This window comes from Pontimicrobium sp. IMCC45349 (genome assembly GCF_047219225.1).
Classification (GTDB): domain Bacteria; phylum Bacteroidota; class Bacteroidia; order Flavobacteriales; family Flavobacteriaceae; genus IMCC45349.
In genome coordinates this window covers 2,420,775-2,441,646 of sequence record NZ_CP178208.1, presented here as the reverse complement: position 1 = coordinate 2,441,646, position 20,872 = coordinate 2,420,775, and the positions used below count along the sequence as shown (strand labels likewise).

Sequence of the window (20,872 nt, the reverse complement as noted above, 5' to 3'; positions counted from 1 at the left end):
GATATGACAAATATCATTAGGAATACGATTTATCAAAGCTTCATTTATTTCAGTAAATTCAGTTAATAAATTGAATAATAAGCTTTAAAAAAATAAAAATCATCAATTAAATTAATATAATTTATCATTATAATATTTATCACAAAATATCGCAATCGATATAGTTATAAATCAGCATTAAAGTGACTAAACAAATACACTAATTCTAAAAATTCACCTGACTAACTATTCACTTTTTGTTAACAAGTTAGATTTTTAATACTCGTAAATAATTGTATTTTTACGCTTATAAAAAATCAAAATATTTAATGGGTAAAATAATAGCAATTGCCAATCAAAAAGGAGGCGTTGGAAAAACTACGACTTCAGTAAATTTGGCTGCATCTCTAGGTGTTTTAGAGAAGAAAGTACTTCTTATTGATGCTGACCCTCAAGCAAACGCAACTTCTGGACTTGGTATAGATGTCGAATCAGTAGAAACTGGCACTTATCAGTTACTTGAACACACATGTACTGCAGAAGAAAGTATTTTGAAAACCAACGCTCCAAATGTTGACATTATTCCTGCTCATATAGACTTAGTTGCTATTGAAATTGAGTTGGTAGATAAAGAAAATCGAGAATACATGTTAAAAAAAGCTGTTGATCATTTAAAAACAGCTTACGATTATATTTTAATTGACTGTGCTCCTTCTTTAGGGCTTTTAACACTAAATGCTTTAACTGCTGCAGATGCAGTTATTATACCTATTCAGTGTGAGTATTTTGCTCTTGAAGGTCTTGGTAAATTATTAAATACAATTAAAAGTGTTCAAAAAATTCATAACCAAGCTTTAGATATTGAAGGTCTATTACTTACAATGTATGATTCTAGATTAAGACTATCTAATCAAGTTGTTGAAGAAGTTCAAAAACATTTTAACGATATGGTTTTTCAAACTATTATTCAACGTAATGTTAGATTAGGTGAAGCACCTAGTTATGGCGAAAGCATAATAAACTATGATGTAAGTAGTAAAGGCGCTACTAATTACTTAAGTTTGGCTAAAGAAATTATTAATAAAAATGAAGCGTAATGGCAAAAGCAACAAAAAAACAAGCATTAGGTAGAGGTCTATCTGCGCTTTTGCAAGATCCTTCTAACGATATAAAATCTGTTCAAGATAAAAATGCCGATAAAGTTATTGGTAATATTGTTGAACTAGATTTAAACGCAATTGAAGTCAATCCTTTTCAACCAAGAACTCAATTTAATGAAGAAGCTTTACGAGAACTAGCATCTTCCATTAGAGAGTTAGGAATTATACAACCTATTACAGTTAGGAAAATAGGATTTAATAAGTTTCAATTAGTTTCTGGTGAACGTCGTTTTAGAGCTTCTAAGCTAATAGGATTAGAAACAATTCCTGCATACATACGTATTGCTAATGACCAAGAGTCGTTAGAAATGGCTTTAGTTGAAAATATTCAACGTCAAGATTTAGACCCAATAGAAGTGGCATTATCTTACCAACGTTTAATAGATGAAATTAATCTTACTCAGGAACAAATGAGTGAACGTGTTGGAAAAAAACGTTCAACAATTTCTAATTACTTAAGACTTTTAAAACTAGATCCTATCATTCAAACTGGTATGCGTGATGGTTTTATTTCTATGGGTCATGGTAGAGCTATCATTAATATTCCAGAACATACTGAGCAATTAGAGATTTACGAAAAAATACTAACTAACAAATTATCGGTTAGAGCCACAGAAGATTTAGTTAGAAACTATAAAAATACTTCTGAAGTCATTGCTCCTAAAAAAGAAGAACTTCCTAAATATATCAAAAAAGGTATTAAAGAGTTTTCTGAATACTTTGGACACAAAATCAACGTTAAAGTCTCTAAGAGAGGTAAAGGAACAATCAATATTCCGTTCCATTCTGAAGAAGATTTTAATCGAATTAAAAAATTAATTGAAAGTGCGAAGTAAATTCCTTTTAAGCTTTTTCTTTATTGCATTTACACTTGTGGTTTCTGCTCAAAAAGAAACTGACGAATTGAATGTAGTTATTCAAGACACTATTATTAGAGAGCCTTTAAACCCATTATCGCCTTCTAAAGCAGCTTTTTATTCTGCAGTTTTACCTGGTCTTGGTCAAGCATACAATAAAAAATACTGGAAAATACCTATCGTTTATGCAGCATTAGGTACAGGAATTTATTTTTATTTAGACAACGACAAAGAATACGATAGATATAGAGATGCTTATAAGCGTAGACTAGCTGGTTTTACCGATGATGAATTTTGGGGAGGTGGTAGTACACCACAAATATCTAATGATGCTTTAATTAGAGCGCAACGTACTTTAAAAAGAAATAAAGAAATATCCTTATTAGTTACCATAGGCATTTATGCTTTAAACATTATTGATGCCAATGTTGACGCCCACTTACTACAATACAATGTTGACGATAATTTGGCTTTGAAGCCTCATTTTAAGTTCAATGAACGAGATGCGTCTACAAACCTTGGATTAACCTTAGATTTTAAATTTTAAGCTAATGAAAATAGCATTACTTGGCTATGGCAAAATGGGAAAAGTTATAGAACGTATAGCTATAGAAAGAGGTCATACCGTTGTATTAAAAATTGGAAAAGACTCAAAAGATTACAACATAAGTGAAGCAGATGTTGCTATAGATTTTAGTATTCCTAGTGCTGCAACCAAAAACATCTCTAATTGTTTTAAAAATGGTGTACCTGTAATTTCTGGTACAACTGGATGGTTGAATGACTATGACAATATGGTAGCATTATGTAAAGAACGTGATGGTGCTTTTATTTACGCTTCTAATTTTAGTCTAGGTGTAAATATCTTTTTCGAATTAAATAAGACACTAGCTAAAATGATGAAAAACCTATCGCAATATAATGTGAGCATGGAAGAAATTCATCATACGCAAAAGCTTGATGCACCTAGCGGAACTGCCATTACCTTAGCAGAAGGAATTATAGAAAACTCAAACTATGCTAGCTGGTCTTTAGACAAATCAACCAAAGAAAAAGACATCGCTATTGAAGCCATAAGAACTCCAGAAGTTCCAGGAACACATAGTATTTTTTACAACTCTAATGTAGATAGTTTAGAAATTAAACATACTGCACATAACAGAGATGGTTTTGCCTTAGGCGCTGTAATTGCCGCAGAATGGATTTTAGGTAAAACAGGTATATTCACTATGAACGACGTGTTAAATATTGGTTAATTTGAAAACTTTACGTAACATTACTTTAACAACACAAACTAACAGCTAAAAATTACGATTATGACAATGACGCAATGGTTAATATTTTTCCTTGTTATTCAACTTATACATGGCTTAGGTACATGGAAACTATATATTAAAGCAGGTAGAAAAGCTTGGGAAGCATTTGTTCCAGTATATAATGCAATAATATTAATGAAGATAATTAATAGATCGCCTTGGTGGACTATCTTGTTATTTTTACCTATTATCAATTTAATCATGTTTCCTGTTGTTTGGGTTGAAACAGCTAGAAGCTTTGGCAAAAACACTTATTTAGATACAGCATTAGCTATTTTAACTTTAGGTTTTTATAGCTACTATTTAAACTATGCTGCTGATGTTACTTATATCGAAAATAGAAGTTTACAACCTAAATCTTCATCAGGAGATTGGACAAGCTCTATTTTATTTGCCATTGTAGCCGCAACCTTAGTGCACACCTATTTTATTCAACCTTATGTTATTCCATCATCATCATTAGAAAAATCGCTGTTGGTAGGCGACTTTTTATTAGTGAGTAAAGTAAATTATGGAGCTAGAGTACCAATGACAACAGTTGCAGCTCCAATGGTTCATGATACAATTCCTGTACTTAAAAAGAAATCATACTTATTTAATGACAATATTGAAAAGAAAAACACATCATTAATAAATAAGTTACAATTACCTTACTTAAGACTTCCTGGTTTTGAAAAGATAGATAGAAATGAAATTGTTGTATTTAATCAACCAGCAGATACGTTGTTGGATATGAACGATTTTAGACCAGACCGAAATTATTACAAACCTATAGATAAAAAAACCAACCTCGTTAAACGTTGTGTAGCAATTGCTGGTGACACATTAGAAATTAGAGATGGTTATGTATATATAAATGGGAAACAAAACGAGCTACCAGATAGAGCTCATTTGCAGTTTAGTTACCAAGTAAATTTAAAAGAAGGTAAAGGTTTTAATAATAACATCTACCAAACACTTATTGATAGATACGATATTACTGATGGTATTTATGGAACTAAAGACAACGGTGTATTTTTACCTGCTGCATCAGATAACGCCATAAAACTATTTAAAAACCATCCTAGTGTAGCTAGTTTGGATAAACTTATCGAACCAAAAGGAAAAAGGGACAGCAGTATATTTCCTCATGACCCGAATTACAACTGGAATAGAGATTTTTTTGGACCTCTCTACATTCCAGAAGCTGGAAAATCTATGAACATCACTGTTGAAAATTTACCACTTTACAAACGTTTAATCACAGAGTACGAAGGCAACACTTTAAGAGTTGAGGGCAATCAAATTTTTATAAACGACCAACTAACTACATCATACACTTTTAAACAAGATTATTATTGGATGATGGGAGATAATCGTCATAACTCTATAGATGCAAGAGCTTGGGGATTTGTACCATTTGATCACGTAGTTGGTAAACCTGTATTTATATGGATGAGCTTTAACAGCAATGCAAAAGGCCTAAACAAAATACGATGGGATCGTGTATTTACAACCGTTCATGGTAGTGGCAATTCAACCTCTTATTTCATTCCTTTTATCTTATTACTTATAGGATATGTTCTATTTAACAAATGGTGGAAAAAGAATAAAGCCTTAGATTTAGAAAACAATTCTGACTCTGAAATTAAATTTGCTGCTATTAAAGATAGAATTCAAGCGGCAATAATAGATTCTATCATTATAATTATAGCAATTTTCTTAGTATCAGAATTATTTACTCAGTTTGAGTCTGTTTCAAAATTAGTAAAGATAATAGCTTTTCTAATTATCTTCATTTTGTATGATCCATTATTAACTTCAATAAACGGAGGAACTATTGGTCATAGCTTATCCAAAATAACTGTAAGAAAAGAAGGTGACTTAAATAAAAATATTTCATTCCCATTAGCTGTGATTAGATTTATTCTAAAAGCTTTACTTGGTTGGGTTTCATTAATAACAATTTCCGGAAATGAAAAGAAAAAAGCAATTCACGATTTTGTTGCTAATTCTGTTGTCATAAAGAGAACTTAAGAAATAACAAAGACTTAATGCTACTTCATTCAACATATTTCCCAAATATTGCAAACTTTGTAGCACTTGCTAAAGCAAAAACTACAGTTTTTGAAGTATGCGATAATTATCAAAAGCAAACCTATAGAAACCGAGCTTACATTTATGGAGCTAATGGTAAATTAGCTTTGAATGTCCCTGTAAATTACACACAAAAAAACAGGCAACTTTTTAAAGATGTTAGAATAGCTAATGATAGTAAATGGCAATCTATTCATTGGAAATCTCTTGAAAGTGCATATAAAACATCCCCTTTTTTTGAGTACTATGAAGATGAGTTAATTCATTTATTTGAGACACCTCAAAAGTTTGTCATGGATTTTAATTTTAAATGCCTGGAAACTATTCTTGATTGTTTACAATTAGAACTCGACTACAAGACCTCTACTACTTACGAAAAAGATATTACAAACGATTATCGTTTTTTAGTAAATGCTAGAAAAGAAACGATCAAACATTTTGAGCCTTACACACAAGTATTCTCAAACAAACATGGTTTTATAAACAACTTAAGCATTTTGGATTTACTATTTAACGAAGGTCCAAATGCATTAACTTATATAGAAAGTCAAAACATAACACTACTAGACAATAATGTATAGACCTTTAGCTCATTATGGCATACATTTTTTAGTTCCACTTTTAATAGCAGTTTTCTTTTATAAATCTAAGTGGAAAATTGTTTTTATAATTTTAATAAGTACAATGCTTATTGATTTAGATCATTTACTAGCTAATCCAATTTTTGACCCAAACAGGTGTAGTATAAACTTTCATCCGCTTCACTCCTACTATGCAATTACTGCATATATAATTATGCTTATCCCTAAAAAAACACGCATACTTGCAATAGGATTATGTATTCATATTATAGCTGATTATACAGATTGCTTACTCATGTAAACTTATCTTAGTCATAATTGGAAAATGATCAGACAATCTTTCATCAAAAGTTTTAAAATAGTTAACATTAAAACTTTCATCTGCTAAAATAAAGTCTATTCGTACTGGAAAATATTTAAATTGAAATGTACGTCCAAAACCGTTACCTCCTACTTCAAAAGTATCCATTAAATCACCTTTAATAGACCTGTAAGCATATGAGTATGCTGTATTATTAAAATCGCCACATACTATTACTTTATAAGGCGATTTCTCCTTATGTTTAACAAACAGTTCTGCTTGTTCTTGTTGCATCTTAAAAGTTTCTCCTATGCGCTTAAATAAACGTTCAGATTCTTCTTTATCTAGCTGCTCAACATGTGGATTAATTCCAGAAGACTGTAAATGTACATTATACACTCTAAGGGTATCATTACCTCTTACAACATCGGCAAAAATGGCATTATTAGCTGTATTAGGAAATTCAACCGAACCTGAGTTTATGATTGGAAACTTAGAATATATAGCTTGACCATACTTAACTCTTTTTCCTGATAATGCTTCGTATTTATACTTATAAAAAGATAGGTCTATATTTTCATGGGGATGATATTCTTGAAAGCTAATAATATCTGGACTTTCTTTTTTTACAAAATCAACAATCTTAGCTTCTATACCATCTTCATCAATCCAATTATAAAGATTAAACAAACGAACGTTATAATTCATTACAGATATATTGTTCGCATTTTCTATATCTTTTGATGCCGAAAACTTATGTAATGATGTTACATATTTATAGCCTATGAGTAAAACTATTAACGAAAGTAATAATTGTTTTTTAACCTTTAACAACCAATAAATTACAAATAAGATGTTTAATAAAATAAGTAACGGAACTCCTAAACTTAAAACAGAAAGTAATGAAAAATGTTTTGGTTGTACATATGCAAGAAGATAAGACAGAAGCAACATCATCGCTATGAGCGAATTTATAAAGAATACTATTTTCTCTATGAAGCTTAGTTTTTTCAAATACTATTTATTTCCCTGCTCTAAATAAAAATTCTTTTTCTTCCTTAGTTAAACTCTCGTAACCACTCTTTCCTATTTTCTCAAGAATTATATCTATTTGCTTTTGTTTATTAAACTCGTTAAACTCGTCTTTAGTATGTCCAGCAAAATCTTTATTCTTTCCCTTATGCACCGTTTTTAAATTGCCTTTCTTAAAAGAAAACATACCTGTAACACTATCCATAAAGCGCTCAAAACCTTTACCAATATCTCTTCCTTTCAATAATCTTGTAGCATAAAAATATCCCAATATATAACCTCCAATATGAGCGATTGTTCCGCCCGCATTAGATGTAAACAATCCTGGAAGATCTAATAATATCATTGCTAGACCAATGTACCATAGTTTTATTCTGATAGTTAATAAATTCACTTCATAATTAGGCATATAAGCACATAAAAATATTAGCGCTGCTCTTACACCAGCCGAAGCTCCTAAAACAGGCCCAACATTCTTTAAAAATCCTTGTGGATACACATTATAGGCTAATAAAAATGCTAATGCGCCAGAAATAATTCCTAACAAGTACACATTTAAAGACAGCTTAGTATTAAATAGGTTTGCAAACGAACGTCCTACAAAGTATAACACCAGCATATTAAAAAATAAGTGCCAAAAATCTATGTGTGTAAATCCATAGGTAATAATTGACCAAGGCTTTAAAATAAATGCAGAAATATCTTTTGGCAACACCAACCAATTTAAACTTTGTAATCGTGATGTATTACCAACCTTAGAAATAACCCAACCTATAAAGTAGATAAACGTATTAGCAAGAATTATCTTCTCAAAAATGGTTAGCCTACCTAGTTTGTCTTTTATATCTTGATTTAAAGAGGTCATTTAATTCCAACGATATTTATCAAATTGATCTTTCTTCCAAAAATACATCATCAAAAACCCAGTAAGTGCTCCTCCTATATGAGCTACATAAGCTGTATTACTTGGACTAAAAATAGAAACACCTGTTAAGGCAGAAAATAAGTCTAATGCTATTATTCCAGGAATAAAGTATTTAGCTTTTACTGGAACCGGAAAAAAGATTAACATTAATTTACTATTAGGAAATAACATTCCAAAGGCAACTAAAATTCCCATTATTGCTCCAGATGCTCCAACCATAGTTGTATTAAAGGCTCCGACAAAACTCTCCAATTGAGTCATATCCATAACCTCCAACCATCTTGTGTCATATCTGTTATATGAAGAAGCTAATACTTCAATTACCTGATCCTTACCAAACCCAGAAGCTATCAATGTATTTAACCCAGAATTAAACTTAAAATACAAGTAAGCAATTTGCAATCCTGCAGCGCCTAGACCAGCTGAAAAATAAAAGAAAATAAATTTCTTCTTGCCAAAAACTTGTTCTACTGCAGTACCAAACATCCATAAGGCTAACATATTAAACAAAATATGTTGTATGCCACCATGCATAAACATATGTGTTAGTACTTGCCATGGCTGAAATAAATCGTTACCAGGAAAAAACAAAGCAAATAAGCTATAAAACAGTTCATTTTGGCCTATTGCATAAGTACCAATAAACATTAACACATTAATGATAAGTAAATGCTTTACTGTATCTGTTATTCCTCTCATGCTTAATTAAATTTTTTATCTATATCATTTACTTTCATCGTAATAAAAGTTGTTCTATTAGTAGGTGAAATTGATGGCTCTTTACAAGCAAATAAACTATTAACTAAATGCTCTTGCTCTGGAATAGTTAATCTATTACCATTCTTTATTGCTAAACTTTTTGCTAAAGATTTTGCTAATAAATCACTTTGGCTAAAATGGTTATTATCTGGCACATCATTTTCTACATCGCTGATAATCTGCTCTAAAATTGCATTTATATTACTTTCCTTAACGCTTACAGGAATTCCTGAAACTTCTATAGCTTCATTATCTAACTTAGAAAACACAAAGCCTGTTTGTTCTAATTGCGATTGTAATTCTTTTATTATTACAACTTCTGTATTAGAAAACTTTAATTCCAGCGGAAATAACAACTGCTGACTTACTGCTTCTTTAACTGTAATTTGCTGTAAAAAGTCTTCATATAGCACACGTTGATGCGCTCTATTTTGATCAATCACTAACATTCCAGATTTTATAGTGTTTACAATATACTTATTATGTAACTGAAACGTTTTTTGAATCTTTTTAGTCTCTTCTTCATCAAACATAGATGATGTCATCTCATCAGTTTCAAACTGAACTTCACTAAAATTACCACTTACTTCATTTCCTTTTGATTCTAAACCTACATATAAGCTTTCCCAACTAGCAACAGGTTCTTTTTTAAAGCTCATACTTGATGAAGCTACTGTTGATTTAGGCTTTTCGTCAACAAATGGATTAAACCCTCTATCAACCTCCACATGTGGTGTATGAGCAGATTTACCTTGATAATTATATGGTGTATCTAAGTTACTATCACGTTCAAAATCTAAAATAGGTGCAATATTAAACTGACCCAAACTATGTTTTACAGCTGAACGTAAAATGGCATACAGTGTATGCTCATCATCAAACTTTATTTCTGTTTTAGTAGGATGAATATTGATATCTATGGTTTGTGGATCAACTTCTAAATACAAAAAGTAACTAGCATGTGTATTATCTCTTAACAAACCTTCAAAAGCAGCATTTATTGCATGGTTTAAATAAGAGCTTTTAATAAATCTATTATTTACAAAAAAGAACTGTTCACCTCGCGTTTTTCTAGCAAATTCAGGCTTACCAACAAAACCAGAAATCTTTAAGACTTCGGTAACCTCTTCAACTGGCACTAATTTTTCATTGGTTTTACCTCCAAAAGTATTTACAATACGTTGTCTGTTATTACTTTCTGGTAAATTAAACAACTCACTTCCATTATGGTGCATAGAAAACGAAATTGAAGGATGTGCCAACGTTACACGATGAAATTCATCAATAATGTGTCTTAATTCAACAGTATTAGACTTTAAAAAATTTCGTCTAGCAGGAATATTATAAAACAAATTCTTTACAGCAATTGACGTACCTTTAGGGATAACTACAGGGTCTTGACTAACAACTTCACTACCTTCAATTTTTATTTGTGTGCCAATATCGTCAGCTTCTTGTTTAGTTTTTAACTCTACATGAGCAATTGCTGCTATACTTGCTAATGCTTCTCCTCTAAATCCCTTGGTATTTAAGTTAAATAAATCTTCGGCCGATTTTATTTTTGAAGTTGCATGTCGTTCAAAACTTAAACGTGCATCTGTAACACTCATTCCCTTTCCGTTATCTATAACTTGAATAAGTGTTTTACCAGCTTCTTTTATAATTAGTTTAATTGTATTTGCACCAGCATCAATAGAGTTTTCTAATAATTCTTTAACTACAGAAGCTGGTCGTTGCACAACCTCTCCTGCAGCAATTTGATTAGCTACATGATCTGGTAATAATTGTATTATATCTGCCATTTACATCTATGAAAAGAAAATAGTCAAGTCAAAATCAATGATGAACAAAAAGATTAAAACCAGAACAGCTATAACAATTAACACTCGTCTATTAGCTTCTTCGTTTGGGTTTTCTTTATAATCTTCTATCGCATTGTTAAACTTGCCTTTAAGTCCTGGATTACCTATTGTTTTTCGGTTATCGTCAAATTTATGTTTTATCTCATAAGGGCTCCCTTCACCTTTATAAAAGCGAGGTTTGTAATCGTACTTTTTATTCTTTCTTGTTTTTAGAATTCCCATAATATCTTGATTTATGTTACATGTATTTTTTATCTAATACATACATGCAAATCAATAATAATACCAAAATAAGAATTAGAAAACGTAAAGAAAACCCTTTACTTCCTTTATTTTTATTAGCCTCCCTAGCTCTTTGCCATTTAAACGCAAAACCATTAGATTTTGAAGCGTCATCTTTTACTAGATTACCTTCTGAATCCTTTGCGTAACGAGGTGTGTAATTAAATCGTTTATTCTTACGTTGCTTTAACAAAATTGTACCTTTTGCTTGTATTTCAAATGTACTTAAAATACAACTAACTCTTAGCTAACAAATGCCAAATTTTGTTAACATAGTAGCAAATAAAAGCTAAATAATAAATTACGAAGTTTGGCGTAGATGTGCCATTTTTATAGCTGCAATTGCTGCTTCTGTACCTTTATTTCCGTGTTTACCTCCAGATCTATCAATAGATTGCTGCATGGTATTATCTGTTAACACACAAAAAATCACAGGTGTATCATGCATAATATTCAAGTCTTTTATGCCTTGAGTTACACCATCACACACAAAATCAAAATGTTTGGTTTCTCCTTGAATTACACAACCAATTGCAATAACAGCATTAACACGATGTTCTTGCATTTTTTTGCAACCATATACTAATTCAAAACTGCCAGGAACATCCATTCTGTGAATGTGCTCTTCTTTTGCACCACAATCTACCAATGCTTCATAAGCACCTTTATATAGTCCTTCTGTAATAGTATCGTTCCATTCAGAAACAACAATCCCAAACCGAAAGTCTTTCGCGCTTGGGATTGTAGCTTTATCGTATTGTGATAAATTTTTATTTTCAGTTGCCATAACTTCTTATTAGTTATTAGCTGCTTCTGCTTTTCCTATAAATACATCAATATTAGCAGCTTCTGCACTTGTTGAGAATTCATCTTTAATTCTATTAAAGAACTTTAATGCTTCAGCATTTTTATCTAATTGCATTGCAATATTTCCAGCCTTGTACAAGTACATTGGTGTTGTATAATCGTTACTCTTTAAGTTTGCAGCTTGTACATAGTAATCGTAAGCATTATCTAATTGCTCTAACTGTACAAATGCATCACCAATACCACCTTTTGCGATAGGACCTAAAACATCATCGCTACTAGAAAACTTATCTAAATAAGCAATTGCGTTTTGGTAATCCTTAAGGTTTAAGTAAGACATTCCTGCGTAATAGTTAGCAAGGTTTCCAGCTTTTGTACCACTATATTCTTTAGCTATATCAAGCATTCCATATTTTCCTTCTCCTCCATTTAGAGATAAGTTGAATAAAGAATCTTTCTCTACTCCATTAACAGCTTGTTCAAAATATTGCTGAGCTTTAAACATGTCGTTCATAGCTTCGCTTTCCTTAGGTTCTTGGATAAGTTTATTATATCCTAAATAACCTAAAACTACTGCTGCAACTAAACCAACAATAATAAAAATGTTCTTTTGATTTTTAATAACCCAATCTTCGGTTTTAGAAGCACTTTCATCTAAAGTGTTAAATACTTCTGCAGTTGTTGAGTTTTCTTCAATAGCCTCAACTTTTTCAACCTTTGTTTTAGGTTTATATCCTCTTTTCTTATAAGTTGCCATATATTCTTAATTATTGCGCTCGCAAAAATATAATTTTTATTGGTAAAAAAAAGGCTATTTATTTGTTATTTTTCAATAATTTGCACCTCCTTTTTATGCTTTAAAGGCATTTTTATATGATTCTAAAAACATTATCACTTCTTAATTATAAAAATTTTGACTCACAGTTTTTTGAGTTTGACTCAAAAATAAACTGCTTTGTTGGTGCCAATGGCGTTGGAAAAACCAATGTTTTAGACGCAATTTATCATTTATCATTTGGTAAGAGTTATTTTAACCCTGTCGCCTCACAAAACATAAAGCATAATGAAGATTTTTTTGTTGTTGATGGACTTTATAATAAGGATGAACGTGATGAAAAAATTATTGTTTCACTTAAAAAAGGCCAAAAAAAAGTCATTAAGAGAAATGGAAAAATTTACGAACGCTTTAGTGACCATATAGGCTTTTTACCTTTAGTTATTATTTCGCCAGCTGATAGAGATTTAATTATTGAAGGTAGTGATATAAGACGTAAATTTATTGATGGTGTAATATCGCAAAGTGATAAAGTGTATTTAGACTATTTAATTAAATATAATAAAACGCTGTCTCAACGTAATTCACTATTAAAATACTTTGCTTTAAACAACACTTTCAATCAAGACTCATTAGATATTTATGATTTTCAGTTAGTTGAATTTGGGCAATTAATATTTGAAAAAAGAAAAGCGTTTCTAGAAACGTTTATTCCTATTTTTAAATCCCGCTATGAAGCTATTAGTAATAATAGCGAAACAGTTAATTTAAATTACAAAAGCCATTTATTTAACTCAGACTTAAAATCACTTTTAAAAGAAAACATCAACAAAGATAAAACACTACAATATACAAGTGTAGGTATACATAAAGATGATTTAAGCTTTGAAATTGAAACTTATCCTATTAAAAAGTTTGGAAGTCAAGGTCAGCAAAAATCATTTTTAATTGCTTTAAAATTGGCACAGTTTGACTTTATTAAACAACAAAGTGGTGTAAATCCTATTTTATTACTGGATGATATTTTTGACAAGTTGGACGAACAACGTGTTGCACAAATCATTAAATTAGTAGACGCCGAAAATTTTGGACAATTATTTATTAGCGACACACATACAGATCGTACTGAAGCTGCCATAAAAAGTGTACATCAAACCTATCAAATATTTAAATTATAATATCATGAAGCGATTAATTCTTGTTTTAAGCCTAATTATTTTAACAAACTGCTCAAATGATGTTTCAACTCAAATTCCTTTAATTAAAGGCTATTGGGAAATTGTTAATGTAAAAAAAGATAACAAAATTGTAAAAGAATATACAATTAGTACTACAGTAGATTATTTTGAAGTTAAAGACGACTTAACTGGTTATAGAAAAAAAGTAAGTCCAAATCTAAATGGTAAATTTATGGTTACACAACATGAAATTCCATTTTCATTAATTACTGAAAATAATTTATTACAAATAGAATACAACTCTAATAACGTTACCTTTATAGAAACCATAAAAAAGGTCACTAAAGAAGAGTTAATAATTACAAATGCAGAAGGATTTATTTACACTTATAAACCTTATACACCAATAAATATAGAATAATGAGCAAGCGTCATAACGAAAACTTAAAAATAAGTGATGTTCTTAAAGAATTTGTTCAAGAAAACAATCTTCAAAAAGGGCTAGATAGCGTAAATGTTAAAGATGCTTGGGCTAATTTAATGGGTAATGGTGTTAACAACTATACAACTAGTGTAAAATTACACCAAGACACCTTATATGTAGAATTAAGCTCTTCGGTACTTAGAGAAGAATTAAGTTATGGCAAAGAAAAGATTATTGCAATGCTTAACGAATCTTTAGGTAAAAACCTTATTACAAAGCTTGTTTTAAGATAACTACTACAAAAAATACGTAATTCTACGTATTGTTTTGCTTTAACTAATAGACTAATTTTATCAACAAATATAGAAACCCTAACAGTTTCTTGTTTTTAGTTAGTCTAGTTAGTTAGTTTTACCATGTGTTTAGCCTACTTATGTTATTGAGGCTTACATATAAAACAAAAAAACAGCCATCTAAAATAGATGGCTGTTTTTATATTATATAACTTGTCTAATATTGTATACTAGAACATTTCTCTACCTGAAAAATGGAAAGCACCTTCAATAGCAGCATTCTCATCACTATCACTTCCGTGAACAGCATTTTCTCCAATAGAAGCAGCATACATTTTACGAATAGTACCTTCAGCAGCTTCAGCAGGATTTGTAGAACCGATTAAAGTTCTAAAATCTTCAACAGCATTTTCTTTTTCTAAAATTGCAGCTACAATTGGTCCTCTTGTCATATACTCAACTAACTCTCCAAAAAATGGACGCTCGTTATGAATTGCGTAAAACGCTTCAGCATCTGCCTTAGTCATTTGAGTTAACTTCATTGCTACAATTCTAAAACCTGAAGCAGTGATTTTTTCTAATATTGCGCCAATATTCCCTTTTTCAACAGAATCTGGCTTAAGCATTGTAAATGTTCTATTTGTTGCCATTATATGTGTTTAAATTTGCTGCAAAAATAACTAATTACTTGTTAAAAACAAGTCTTGTCATCTTTAAAAAATTGTATCTTCGCTGTCTATGACAAAAAATGACATTTCAGAAATAAAACAATTACTTTCAAATACTCAAAATATAGTAATTGTTCCTCATAAAAACCCAGATGGAGACGCTATAGGTTCTACACTTGCACTTTATCATTATTTGAAGAATAAAAATCATAATGTGGTAGTTATTGCTCCTAACGATTATCCTCATTTTTTGAAATGGATTCCTGGAGAAGACACAATCATTAAGTTTGATGCTGAACAAGAAAAGGCTGAAAGTCTAATAAATGAAGCTAATATTATTTTTACGTTGGATTTTAATGCATTGCATAGAACTGGAGACATGGAAACACCTATAGAAAATGCTAAAGCCATTAAAATAATTATTGATCATCATCAACAACCAGATGACTATGCAAAATATGTATATTCTGATGTTAACATGTGTTCTACCTGTGAAATGGTATACCACTTTTTAGACATGTTAGGCGATGTTAATTTAATTAATAAAACTATTGGAGAGGCATTATATACTGGTATTATGACAGATACTGGTTCTTTTAGATTTCCGTCAACTACAAGTACAACACATCGTGTAATTGCTGACCTTATTGATAAAGGTGTAAATAATGCTCAAGTACATAACAATGTATATGACACAAATAGTTATAATCGTTTACAACTATTAGGCTGCGCATTAAGTAATTTAAAAGTATTACCTGAATATAATGCTGCTTACATTACACTATCTCAAAACGAATTAAATAAATTCAATTTCAAAAAAGGAGATACTGAAGGTGTCGTAAACTACGGATTATCTGTTGAGGGAGTAAAATTTGCTGCTATTTTTATTGAAAATCATAAAGAGAATATTGTAAAAATCTCATTACGTTCTAAAGGTAATTTTGATGTAAATACATTTTCCAGAAATCATTTTAATGGTGGTGGACATATCAACGCTGCAGGTGGAAGAAGTCATTTAAGCCTTAAAGAAACAGTTGATAATTTTATTAGTATATTACCACAGTATAAACAAGACCTCAACTCGTGAAAAAAATATTTATAGCATTAATAGTATTATTAAGCTTTTCTAGTTGCAAAACTCCTGAAGCTAGAAAACCTGTAACTATAAGTTCTGGTTCTTTTATCGACGAATCGGTAGAGAGAAACAAGAAACTTAATGAAAAAGAATACGACCTCATTCAAAACATTATAAAAGAAAACCCAGAAACAAATTTTATTGCTTCTCAAAATGGTTTTTGGTATTACTATAACACTAAAATTGAAGACAGTTTAGCCACTCCAATTTTTGGTGACTTAGTAAACTTTAATTACGATGTAAAAGACTTAAAAGGAAAAACTATTTATTCTCAAGAAGAATTAAAAACGAAAACCTACGCTATGGATCAAGAAGAATTATTTTCTGGTCTTAGAGAAGGATTAAAACTCATGAAAACTGGCGAAACAGTAACATTTTTATTTCCTTCGCAAAAAGCATATGGCTATTATGGTGACGAAAACAAAATAGGAAACAACATTCCTATAATATGTACTGTTACTATAAACAGTATTACTCAAAAAGAAACTAATTAATTTAAAACGCACGACTAGTGCACAACAAACAATAATAAAATTCCGAATGAAAATTTTAAAACACTCAATTAAATTTTTAACACTTGCTTTTTTGTTAAGTTTAAGTTCTTGTAAAGATAAATATCCAGATTTAGGAGAAGGACTATTTGCTGAAATTGTAACTAATAAAGGTACAATGGTTGCAAAACTTACTTACGATAAAACACCAGTTACAGTTGCAAACTTTGTTGCTTTAGCAGAAGGCACACATCCAATGGTAACAGATAGTATGAAAGGAAAACCGTTTTATAATGGATTAACTTTTCATCGTGTTATGGATCAATTTATGATTCAAGGAGGAGACCCACTAGGTACTGGTGCTGGAAGTCCAGGTTATAAATTTGGTGATGAATTTGATGAAACCTTAAAACACAGTAAACCAGGTATTTTATCTATGGCTAATTCTGGACCTAGCTCTAATGGAAGTCAATTTTTTATTACAGAAAAAGAAACACCTTGGTTAGATAATAAGCACTCTGTTTTTGGTGAATTAGTTTTAGGTCTTGATATTCAAGATAGCATTTCTAATGTAGAAGTAGCTCCTGGTAATAAACCTGTAGAACCAATAATTATGCAACAAGTAAATATTATTCGTCAAGGGTTTGATGCTAGAAAATTTGACGCTGCAAAAACTTGGGAAACAGAATTACCTTTGTTAGAAGAAAAGGCTCAAAAAAAATTAGAAGAAAAAAAGCGTAAAGCTGAAGAAGCACGTTTAGAAGCTGAGAAAAAAACGGAAGAAGCTGCTAAAGAAATATTACCAACTCTTAACGAGTATAAAAGCAAAGCAAAAGCTTTACCTTCTGGATTAAAGATGCATACAATAACTGAAGGTAATGGTGTTAAACCAAAACAAGGGCAAACAGTTAACCTTAAATACGCAGGTTATTTTACTGATGGAAAACTATTTGGATCTAACGACAAAGAATTAGACATAAAGTATGGCATTTACCATGAGCAAAAAGAACAACAAGGTTTTTACAATCCGCTTTCTATGGCAGTAAGTCCAGATGCACCAATGGTTGCTGGGTTTAAAGAAGGTGTTGCTAATATGAAAGTTGGCGACAAAACTTACTTATACTTACCATCACATTTAGGTTGGGGAGAACGCGGTAGAGGACAAATTCCTCCAAATGCAGATGTAATATTTATTATAGAAATGTTAGAAATTGTTAAGTAACAAACTCTAACCATATACTAACAAAAAAGCCACTCAAAATTGAGTGGCTTTTTTGTTTATTGTAATCTAGTATTACTTAGTTGGTATTTGTTTTAAAATCTCTAAAACAAACTTCCAGTATTTTTGAGCTGATGATATTTGTGCTCTTTCATCTGGAGAGTGTGCTCCTTTAATATTTGGTCCAAAACTAATCATATCCATTTCAGGATAATTAGTTCCTAATATTCCACATTCTAATCCAGCATGACAAGCAGCTACGTGTGGTTCTTCGTTATTTAGATCAACATATAAAGCTCGCATTACTTTTAATATAGCAGAGTCCATATTTGGTGTCCATCCAGGGTAGCTTCCAGAAAATTCTACTTCACATCCTGTAAGCTCAAAAGTAGCACGTAACATATTAGCTAAATCCATTTTTGAAGATTCTACAGAAGAACGTGTTAAACAACCTATCTTAATATTTCCATCCTTTACAATTACACGAGCAATATTATTAGATGTTTCTACCAAATCAGGAATATCTGCACTCATTCTATATACACCATTACAAGCTGCATAAATAGCACGTGTTAAACCTTCTTGTACACCTAAATCCATAACTTTAGCTGGCGCATCTACAGAAGTTACTATTACCTCCATATCAGGCTCCATAGTTTTGTATTCTTTCTTAATACTATCAGCTAATAATTTTATTTCCAACTCAAAGGCTTCCTTATGTACTGCATCTACAGCTATAGTTGCAAAACTTTCTCTTGGAATTGCATTACGTAAACTTCCTCCATCAATTTCAGAAATGCGTAATCCAAAATTCTCAAAACCATCAAATAACAAACGGTTCATAATTTTATTAGCATTCCCTAAACCTTCATGAATTTGCATTCCAGAGTGCCCACCTTGTAAACCTTTAACAGCAATAGTATAACCTATCTTTATTTCGGTTGCATCTTCTTCATTATAGGTTCTAGTAGCAGTAACATCGATTCCTCCTGCGCAACCTACACCTATTTCGTCGTCTTCTTCGGTATCAAGATTTAATAGAATTTCACCTTCAAGTAATCCTCCTTTTAATCCTTGTGCTCCTGTCATTCCTGTTTCTTCATCAATTGTAAACAACGCTTCAATTGCTGGATGCTCAATATCGTTACTTTCGAGAATTGCCATAATAGTAGCAACTCCTAATCCATTATCTGCACCTAAAGTTGTTCCTTTTGCCTTTACCCAATCTCCATCAACATACATTTCAATACCTTGAGTATCAAAATCAAAATCAGTATCAGCATTTTTTTGATGTACCATATCAAGATGCGATTGCATAACAACCGTTTTTCTATCTTCCATACCTGGAGTTGCAGGCTTTTTAATAATAACATTCCCTACTTCATCAACCATTGTCTCTAGGTTTAATGACTCTCCAAAATCTTTCATAAACGCAATAACACGCTCTTCTTTTTTTGAAGGTCTAGGTACTGCATTTAGGTCAGCAAATTTATTCCACAACTGCTTTGGTTCTAATTGTCTAATATCTGAATTCATGTGTATTTAATTAAGTTTTGCAAAGGTAATTATTACAACTAAAGTTTTATAAAACAATTGCTTATTTTTGACTAATGCTAAAGAAAAGAAAAGTCATATTAGCCCTAAGTATCATTCCACAATATATAATTGTAAAAACATTAGCTAATTTCCCAGATTTTATTGAGGAATACTATAGTTTAGGTCTATACCAATTTACATCCAAAGCTTTACGATTTACTTTTGGTTGGATTCCTTTTTCGATAGGAGACATTTTATATACAATTGCGAGTATTTATATCATACGATGGTTATTTTTAAACAGAAAACGCATTTATAAAGAAACTATTTCTTGGTGCATAGATGTTGTTTCTACATTATCTTTAGTCTACTTAGCTTTTCATTTGTTTTGGGGAATGAATTACTATCGACTACCACTCCATCAATCATTAAAACTAGATAACAAATACACCACTGAAGAATTAGTATTTGTTACCGAAAAATTGATAGAAAAATCAAATAAAGTGCATTTATCCATAACAAATAATGACACAATAAAGGTTGAAATGCCTTATACAAAAAAAGAGTTATTTGCTATGACAGCTAATGGATATAAATCGTTATCTCAAAAGTTTCCTTCGTTAAACTATTCACCAAAAAGCATAAAGCAATCTATATATAGTTTACCTCTTACTTATATGGGTTTTAGTGGTTATTTAAATCCGTTTACTAACGAAGCGCAAGTAGATGGTTTGATTCCATTACATAAATTCCCAACCACAGCATGTCATGAAGAAGCGCACCAAATTGGATATGCTGCCGAAAATGAAACTAATTTTATTGGCTGTTTGGCTGCTATACATAATGAAGATATCTACTTTAAATATTCAGGATATATTTTTGCATTAAGACATTGCTTAAATGAAATTTATAGAAGAGATCAAAATACTTATGAAAGCTTACTTCCAAAAATAAATGTAGGTATTAAACGTAATTATCAAGAATCGTATGAGTTTTGGCAGTCCTACCAAAATCCTTTAGAACCGCTATTCAAAAAAACTTACGGTAATTTTTTAAAAGCAAATAACCAAGATAAAGGTATTGAGAGTTACAGTTATGCAGTAGCACTATTAGTGAACTATTTTGAAGATAATTTATAGACATCTAAAAGTTAAAAAACATAGAATATTATTGTAGCTTTTACTTATTCTGTATATTTAAAACTTAACTATTTACT

The 20,872-nt window shown here is 30.8% G+C and carries 24 protein-coding genes and 1 pseudogene; 15 read left to right on the top strand and 10 right to left on the bottom strand.

All coding sequences use genetic code 11. From position 1 onward, the window contains the following. Window positions 1-308 precede the first annotated feature (308 nt). The 8 genes and pseudogenes from ACLII3_RS11430 (at window position 309) to ACLII3_RS11395 (ending at window position 6,270) form a co-directional block, all read left to right on the top strand. Complete coding sequence (locus tag ACLII3_RS11430) at window positions 309-1,076, top strand: ParA family protein (RefSeq protein WP_412984365.1); 768 nt, start codon at window positions 309-311, stop codon at window positions 1,074-1,076. Continuing rightward, entirely contained in the window at window positions 1,076-1,975 is a 900-nt protein-coding gene (locus tag ACLII3_RS11425) for a ParB/RepB/Spo0J family partition protein (RefSeq protein ID WP_412984364.1), read from the top strand. The genes ACLII3_RS11430 and ACLII3_RS11425 overlap by 1 nt, the downstream gene beginning before the upstream one ends. Next, window positions 1,965-2,543: a DUF5683 domain-containing protein gene (locus tag ACLII3_RS11420; RefSeq protein ID WP_412984363.1), complete on the top strand. Its 579-nt coding sequence runs from the start codon at window positions 1,965-1,967 to the stop codon at window positions 2,541-2,543. Before ACLII3_RS11425 ends, ACLII3_RS11420 begins: the two co-directional genes overlap by 11 nt. 4 nt (window positions 2,544-2,547) lie before the next feature. Then, window positions 2,548-3,252 carry a 4-hydroxy-tetrahydrodipicolinate reductase gene (gene dapB / locus ACLII3_RS11415; protein WP_412984362.1) on the top strand — a complete coding sequence of 235 codons (705 nt, stop codon included), beginning with the start codon at window positions 2,548-2,550 and terminating at the stop codon, window positions 3,250-3,252. Window positions 3,253-3,312: 60 nt separating this feature from the next. Beyond that, a pseudogene (gene lepB, locus ACLII3_RS11410) lies at window positions 3,313-4,905 on the top strand (signal peptidase I); the annotation flags it as partial. A 33-nt stretch (window positions 4,906-4,938) separates the two neighbouring features. Further along, window positions 4,939-5,328 carry an RDD family protein gene (locus ACLII3_RS11405; protein ID WP_412987915.1) on the top strand — a complete coding sequence of 130 codons (390 nt, stop codon included), beginning with the start codon at window positions 4,939-4,941 and terminating at the stop codon, window positions 5,326-5,328. A gap of 17 nt (window positions 5,329-5,345) precedes the next feature. Continuing rightward, window positions 5,346-5,969: a WbqC family protein gene (locus ACLII3_RS11400; protein WP_412984361.1), complete on the top strand. Its 624-nt coding sequence runs from the start codon at window positions 5,346-5,348 to the stop codon at window positions 5,967-5,969. After that, window positions 5,962-6,270, top strand: coding sequence for a DUF6122 family protein (locus ACLII3_RS11395; protein WP_412984360.1), 309 nt, complete (start codon window positions 5,962-5,964; stop codon window positions 6,268-6,270). Before ACLII3_RS11400 ends, ACLII3_RS11395 begins: the two co-directional genes overlap by 8 nt. Here ACLII3_RS11395 and ACLII3_RS11390 read toward each other — a convergent pair. The 8 genes from ACLII3_RS11390 to ACLII3_RS11355 all read right to left on the bottom strand — a co-directional run bounded on the left by ACLII3_RS11390 (window position 6,259) and on the right by ACLII3_RS11355 (window position 12,694). Further along, entirely contained in the window at window positions 6,259-7,284 is a 1,026-nt protein-coding gene (locus ACLII3_RS11390) for an endonuclease/exonuclease/phosphatase family protein (protein WP_412984359.1), read from the bottom strand. The genes ACLII3_RS11395 and ACLII3_RS11390 overlap by 12 nt on opposite strands. A 7-nt stretch (window positions 7,285-7,291) precedes the next feature. Beyond that, window positions 7,292-8,167, bottom strand: a complete 876-nt coding sequence (locus ACLII3_RS11385; RefSeq protein WP_412984358.1) for a rhomboid family intramembrane serine protease — start codon at window positions 8,165-8,167, stop codon at window positions 7,292-7,294. After that, window positions 8,168-8,926: a rhomboid family intramembrane serine protease gene (locus ACLII3_RS11380; RefSeq protein WP_412984357.1), complete on the bottom strand. Its 759-nt coding sequence runs from the start codon at window positions 8,924-8,926 to the stop codon at window positions 8,168-8,170. A 2-nt stretch (window positions 8,927-8,928) separates the two neighbouring features. Then, a complete protein-coding gene (mutL, locus tag ACLII3_RS11375; RefSeq protein ID WP_412984356.1) occupies window positions 8,929-10,788 on the bottom strand; it encodes a DNA mismatch repair endonuclease MutL in 1,860 nt (619 codons plus the stop codon). Between the two features lie 6 nt (window positions 10,789-10,794). Next, complete coding sequence (locus ACLII3_RS11370) at window positions 10,795-11,070, bottom strand: riboflavin synthase subunit beta (protein ID WP_412984355.1); 276 nt, start codon at window positions 11,068-11,070, stop codon at window positions 10,795-10,797. 16 nt (window positions 11,071-11,086) lie between these two features. Then, window positions 11,087-11,323, bottom strand: a complete 237-nt coding sequence (locus ACLII3_RS11365) for a hypothetical protein (RefSeq protein ID WP_412984354.1) — start codon at window positions 11,321-11,323, stop codon at window positions 11,087-11,089. A 108-nt stretch (window positions 11,324-11,431) separates the two neighbouring features. Next, a complete protein-coding gene (ribH, locus tag ACLII3_RS11360; RefSeq protein ID WP_412984353.1) occupies window positions 11,432-11,917 on the bottom strand; it encodes a 6,7-dimethyl-8-ribityllumazine synthase in 486 nt (161 codons plus the stop codon). 9 nt (window positions 11,918-11,926) lie between these two features. Beyond that, a complete protein-coding gene (locus ACLII3_RS11355; protein ID WP_412984352.1) occupies window positions 11,927-12,694 on the bottom strand; it encodes a tetratricopeptide repeat protein in 768 nt (255 codons plus the stop codon). Window positions 12,695-12,810: 116 nt separating this feature from the next. Between ACLII3_RS11355 and recF the strand changes: the two genes are divergently transcribed. The 3 genes from recF to ACLII3_RS11340 are packed head-to-tail and all read left to right on the top strand — an operon-like array spanning window position 12,811 to window position 14,607. Beyond that, window positions 12,811-13,890 (top strand): DNA replication/repair protein RecF, encoded by a 1,080-nt coding sequence (gene recF, locus ACLII3_RS11350; RefSeq protein WP_412984351.1) that lies wholly within the window; start codon window positions 12,811-12,813, stop codon window positions 13,888-13,890. Window positions 13,891-13,894: 4 nt separating this feature from the next. Further along, window positions 13,895-14,311, top strand: coding sequence for a hypothetical protein (locus tag ACLII3_RS11345; protein ID WP_412984350.1), 417 nt, complete (start codon window positions 13,895-13,897; stop codon window positions 14,309-14,311). Beyond that, a complete protein-coding gene (locus ACLII3_RS11340; protein ID WP_412984349.1) occupies window positions 14,311-14,607 on the top strand; it encodes a DUF721 domain-containing protein in 297 nt (98 codons plus the stop codon). The genes ACLII3_RS11345 and ACLII3_RS11340 overlap by 1 nt, the downstream gene beginning before the upstream one ends. A 230-nt stretch (window positions 14,608-14,837) precedes the next feature. Here the strand turns inward: ACLII3_RS11340 and ACLII3_RS11335 are convergent, their stop codons facing one another. Next, a complete protein-coding gene (locus ACLII3_RS11335; protein WP_412984348.1) occupies window positions 14,838-15,257 on the bottom strand; it encodes a nucleoside-diphosphate kinase in 420 nt (139 codons plus the stop codon). Window positions 15,258-15,345: 88 nt separating this feature from the next. On the opposite strand from ACLII3_RS11335, the gene ACLII3_RS11330 reads away from it, so the two are divergent. Genes ACLII3_RS11330 through ACLII3_RS11320 form a run of 3 tightly spaced genes read left to right on the top strand, consistent with a single transcriptional unit; the run spans window position 15,346 to window position 18,123 of the window. Next, complete coding sequence (locus tag ACLII3_RS11330) at window positions 15,346-16,362, top strand: DHH family phosphoesterase (RefSeq protein WP_412984347.1); 1,017 nt, start codon at window positions 15,346-15,348, stop codon at window positions 16,360-16,362. Beyond that, window positions 16,359-16,904: a gliding motility-associated peptidyl-prolyl isomerase GldI gene (gene gldI, locus ACLII3_RS11325; RefSeq protein WP_412984346.1), complete on the top strand. Its 546-nt coding sequence runs from the start codon at window positions 16,359-16,361 to the stop codon at window positions 16,902-16,904. Before ACLII3_RS11330 ends, gldI begins: the two co-directional genes overlap by 4 nt. Window positions 16,905-16,950: 46 nt before the next feature. After that, window positions 16,951-18,123 (top strand): peptidylprolyl isomerase, encoded by a 1,173-nt coding sequence (locus ACLII3_RS11320; protein ID WP_412984345.1) that lies wholly within the window; start codon window positions 16,951-16,953, stop codon window positions 18,121-18,123. A gap of 72 nt (window positions 18,124-18,195) precedes the next feature. On the opposite strand, the gene ACLII3_RS11315 is transcribed toward ACLII3_RS11320, so the two are convergent. Beyond that, the gene (locus ACLII3_RS11315; protein ID WP_412984344.1) at window positions 18,196-19,656 is read right to left on the bottom strand and encodes an aminoacyl-histidine dipeptidase; all 1,461 of its coding nucleotides are present in this window, start codon (window positions 19,654-19,656) and stop codon (window positions 18,196-18,198) included. A gap of 74 nt (window positions 19,657-19,730) precedes the next feature. On the opposite strand from ACLII3_RS11315, the gene ACLII3_RS11310 reads away from it, so the two are divergent. After that, complete coding sequence (locus tag ACLII3_RS11310) at window positions 19,731-20,795, top strand: DUF3810 domain-containing protein (RefSeq protein ID WP_412984343.1); 1,065 nt, start codon at window positions 19,731-19,733, stop codon at window positions 20,793-20,795. The last annotated feature ends 77 nt before the right edge of the window (window positions 20,796-20,872 follow it).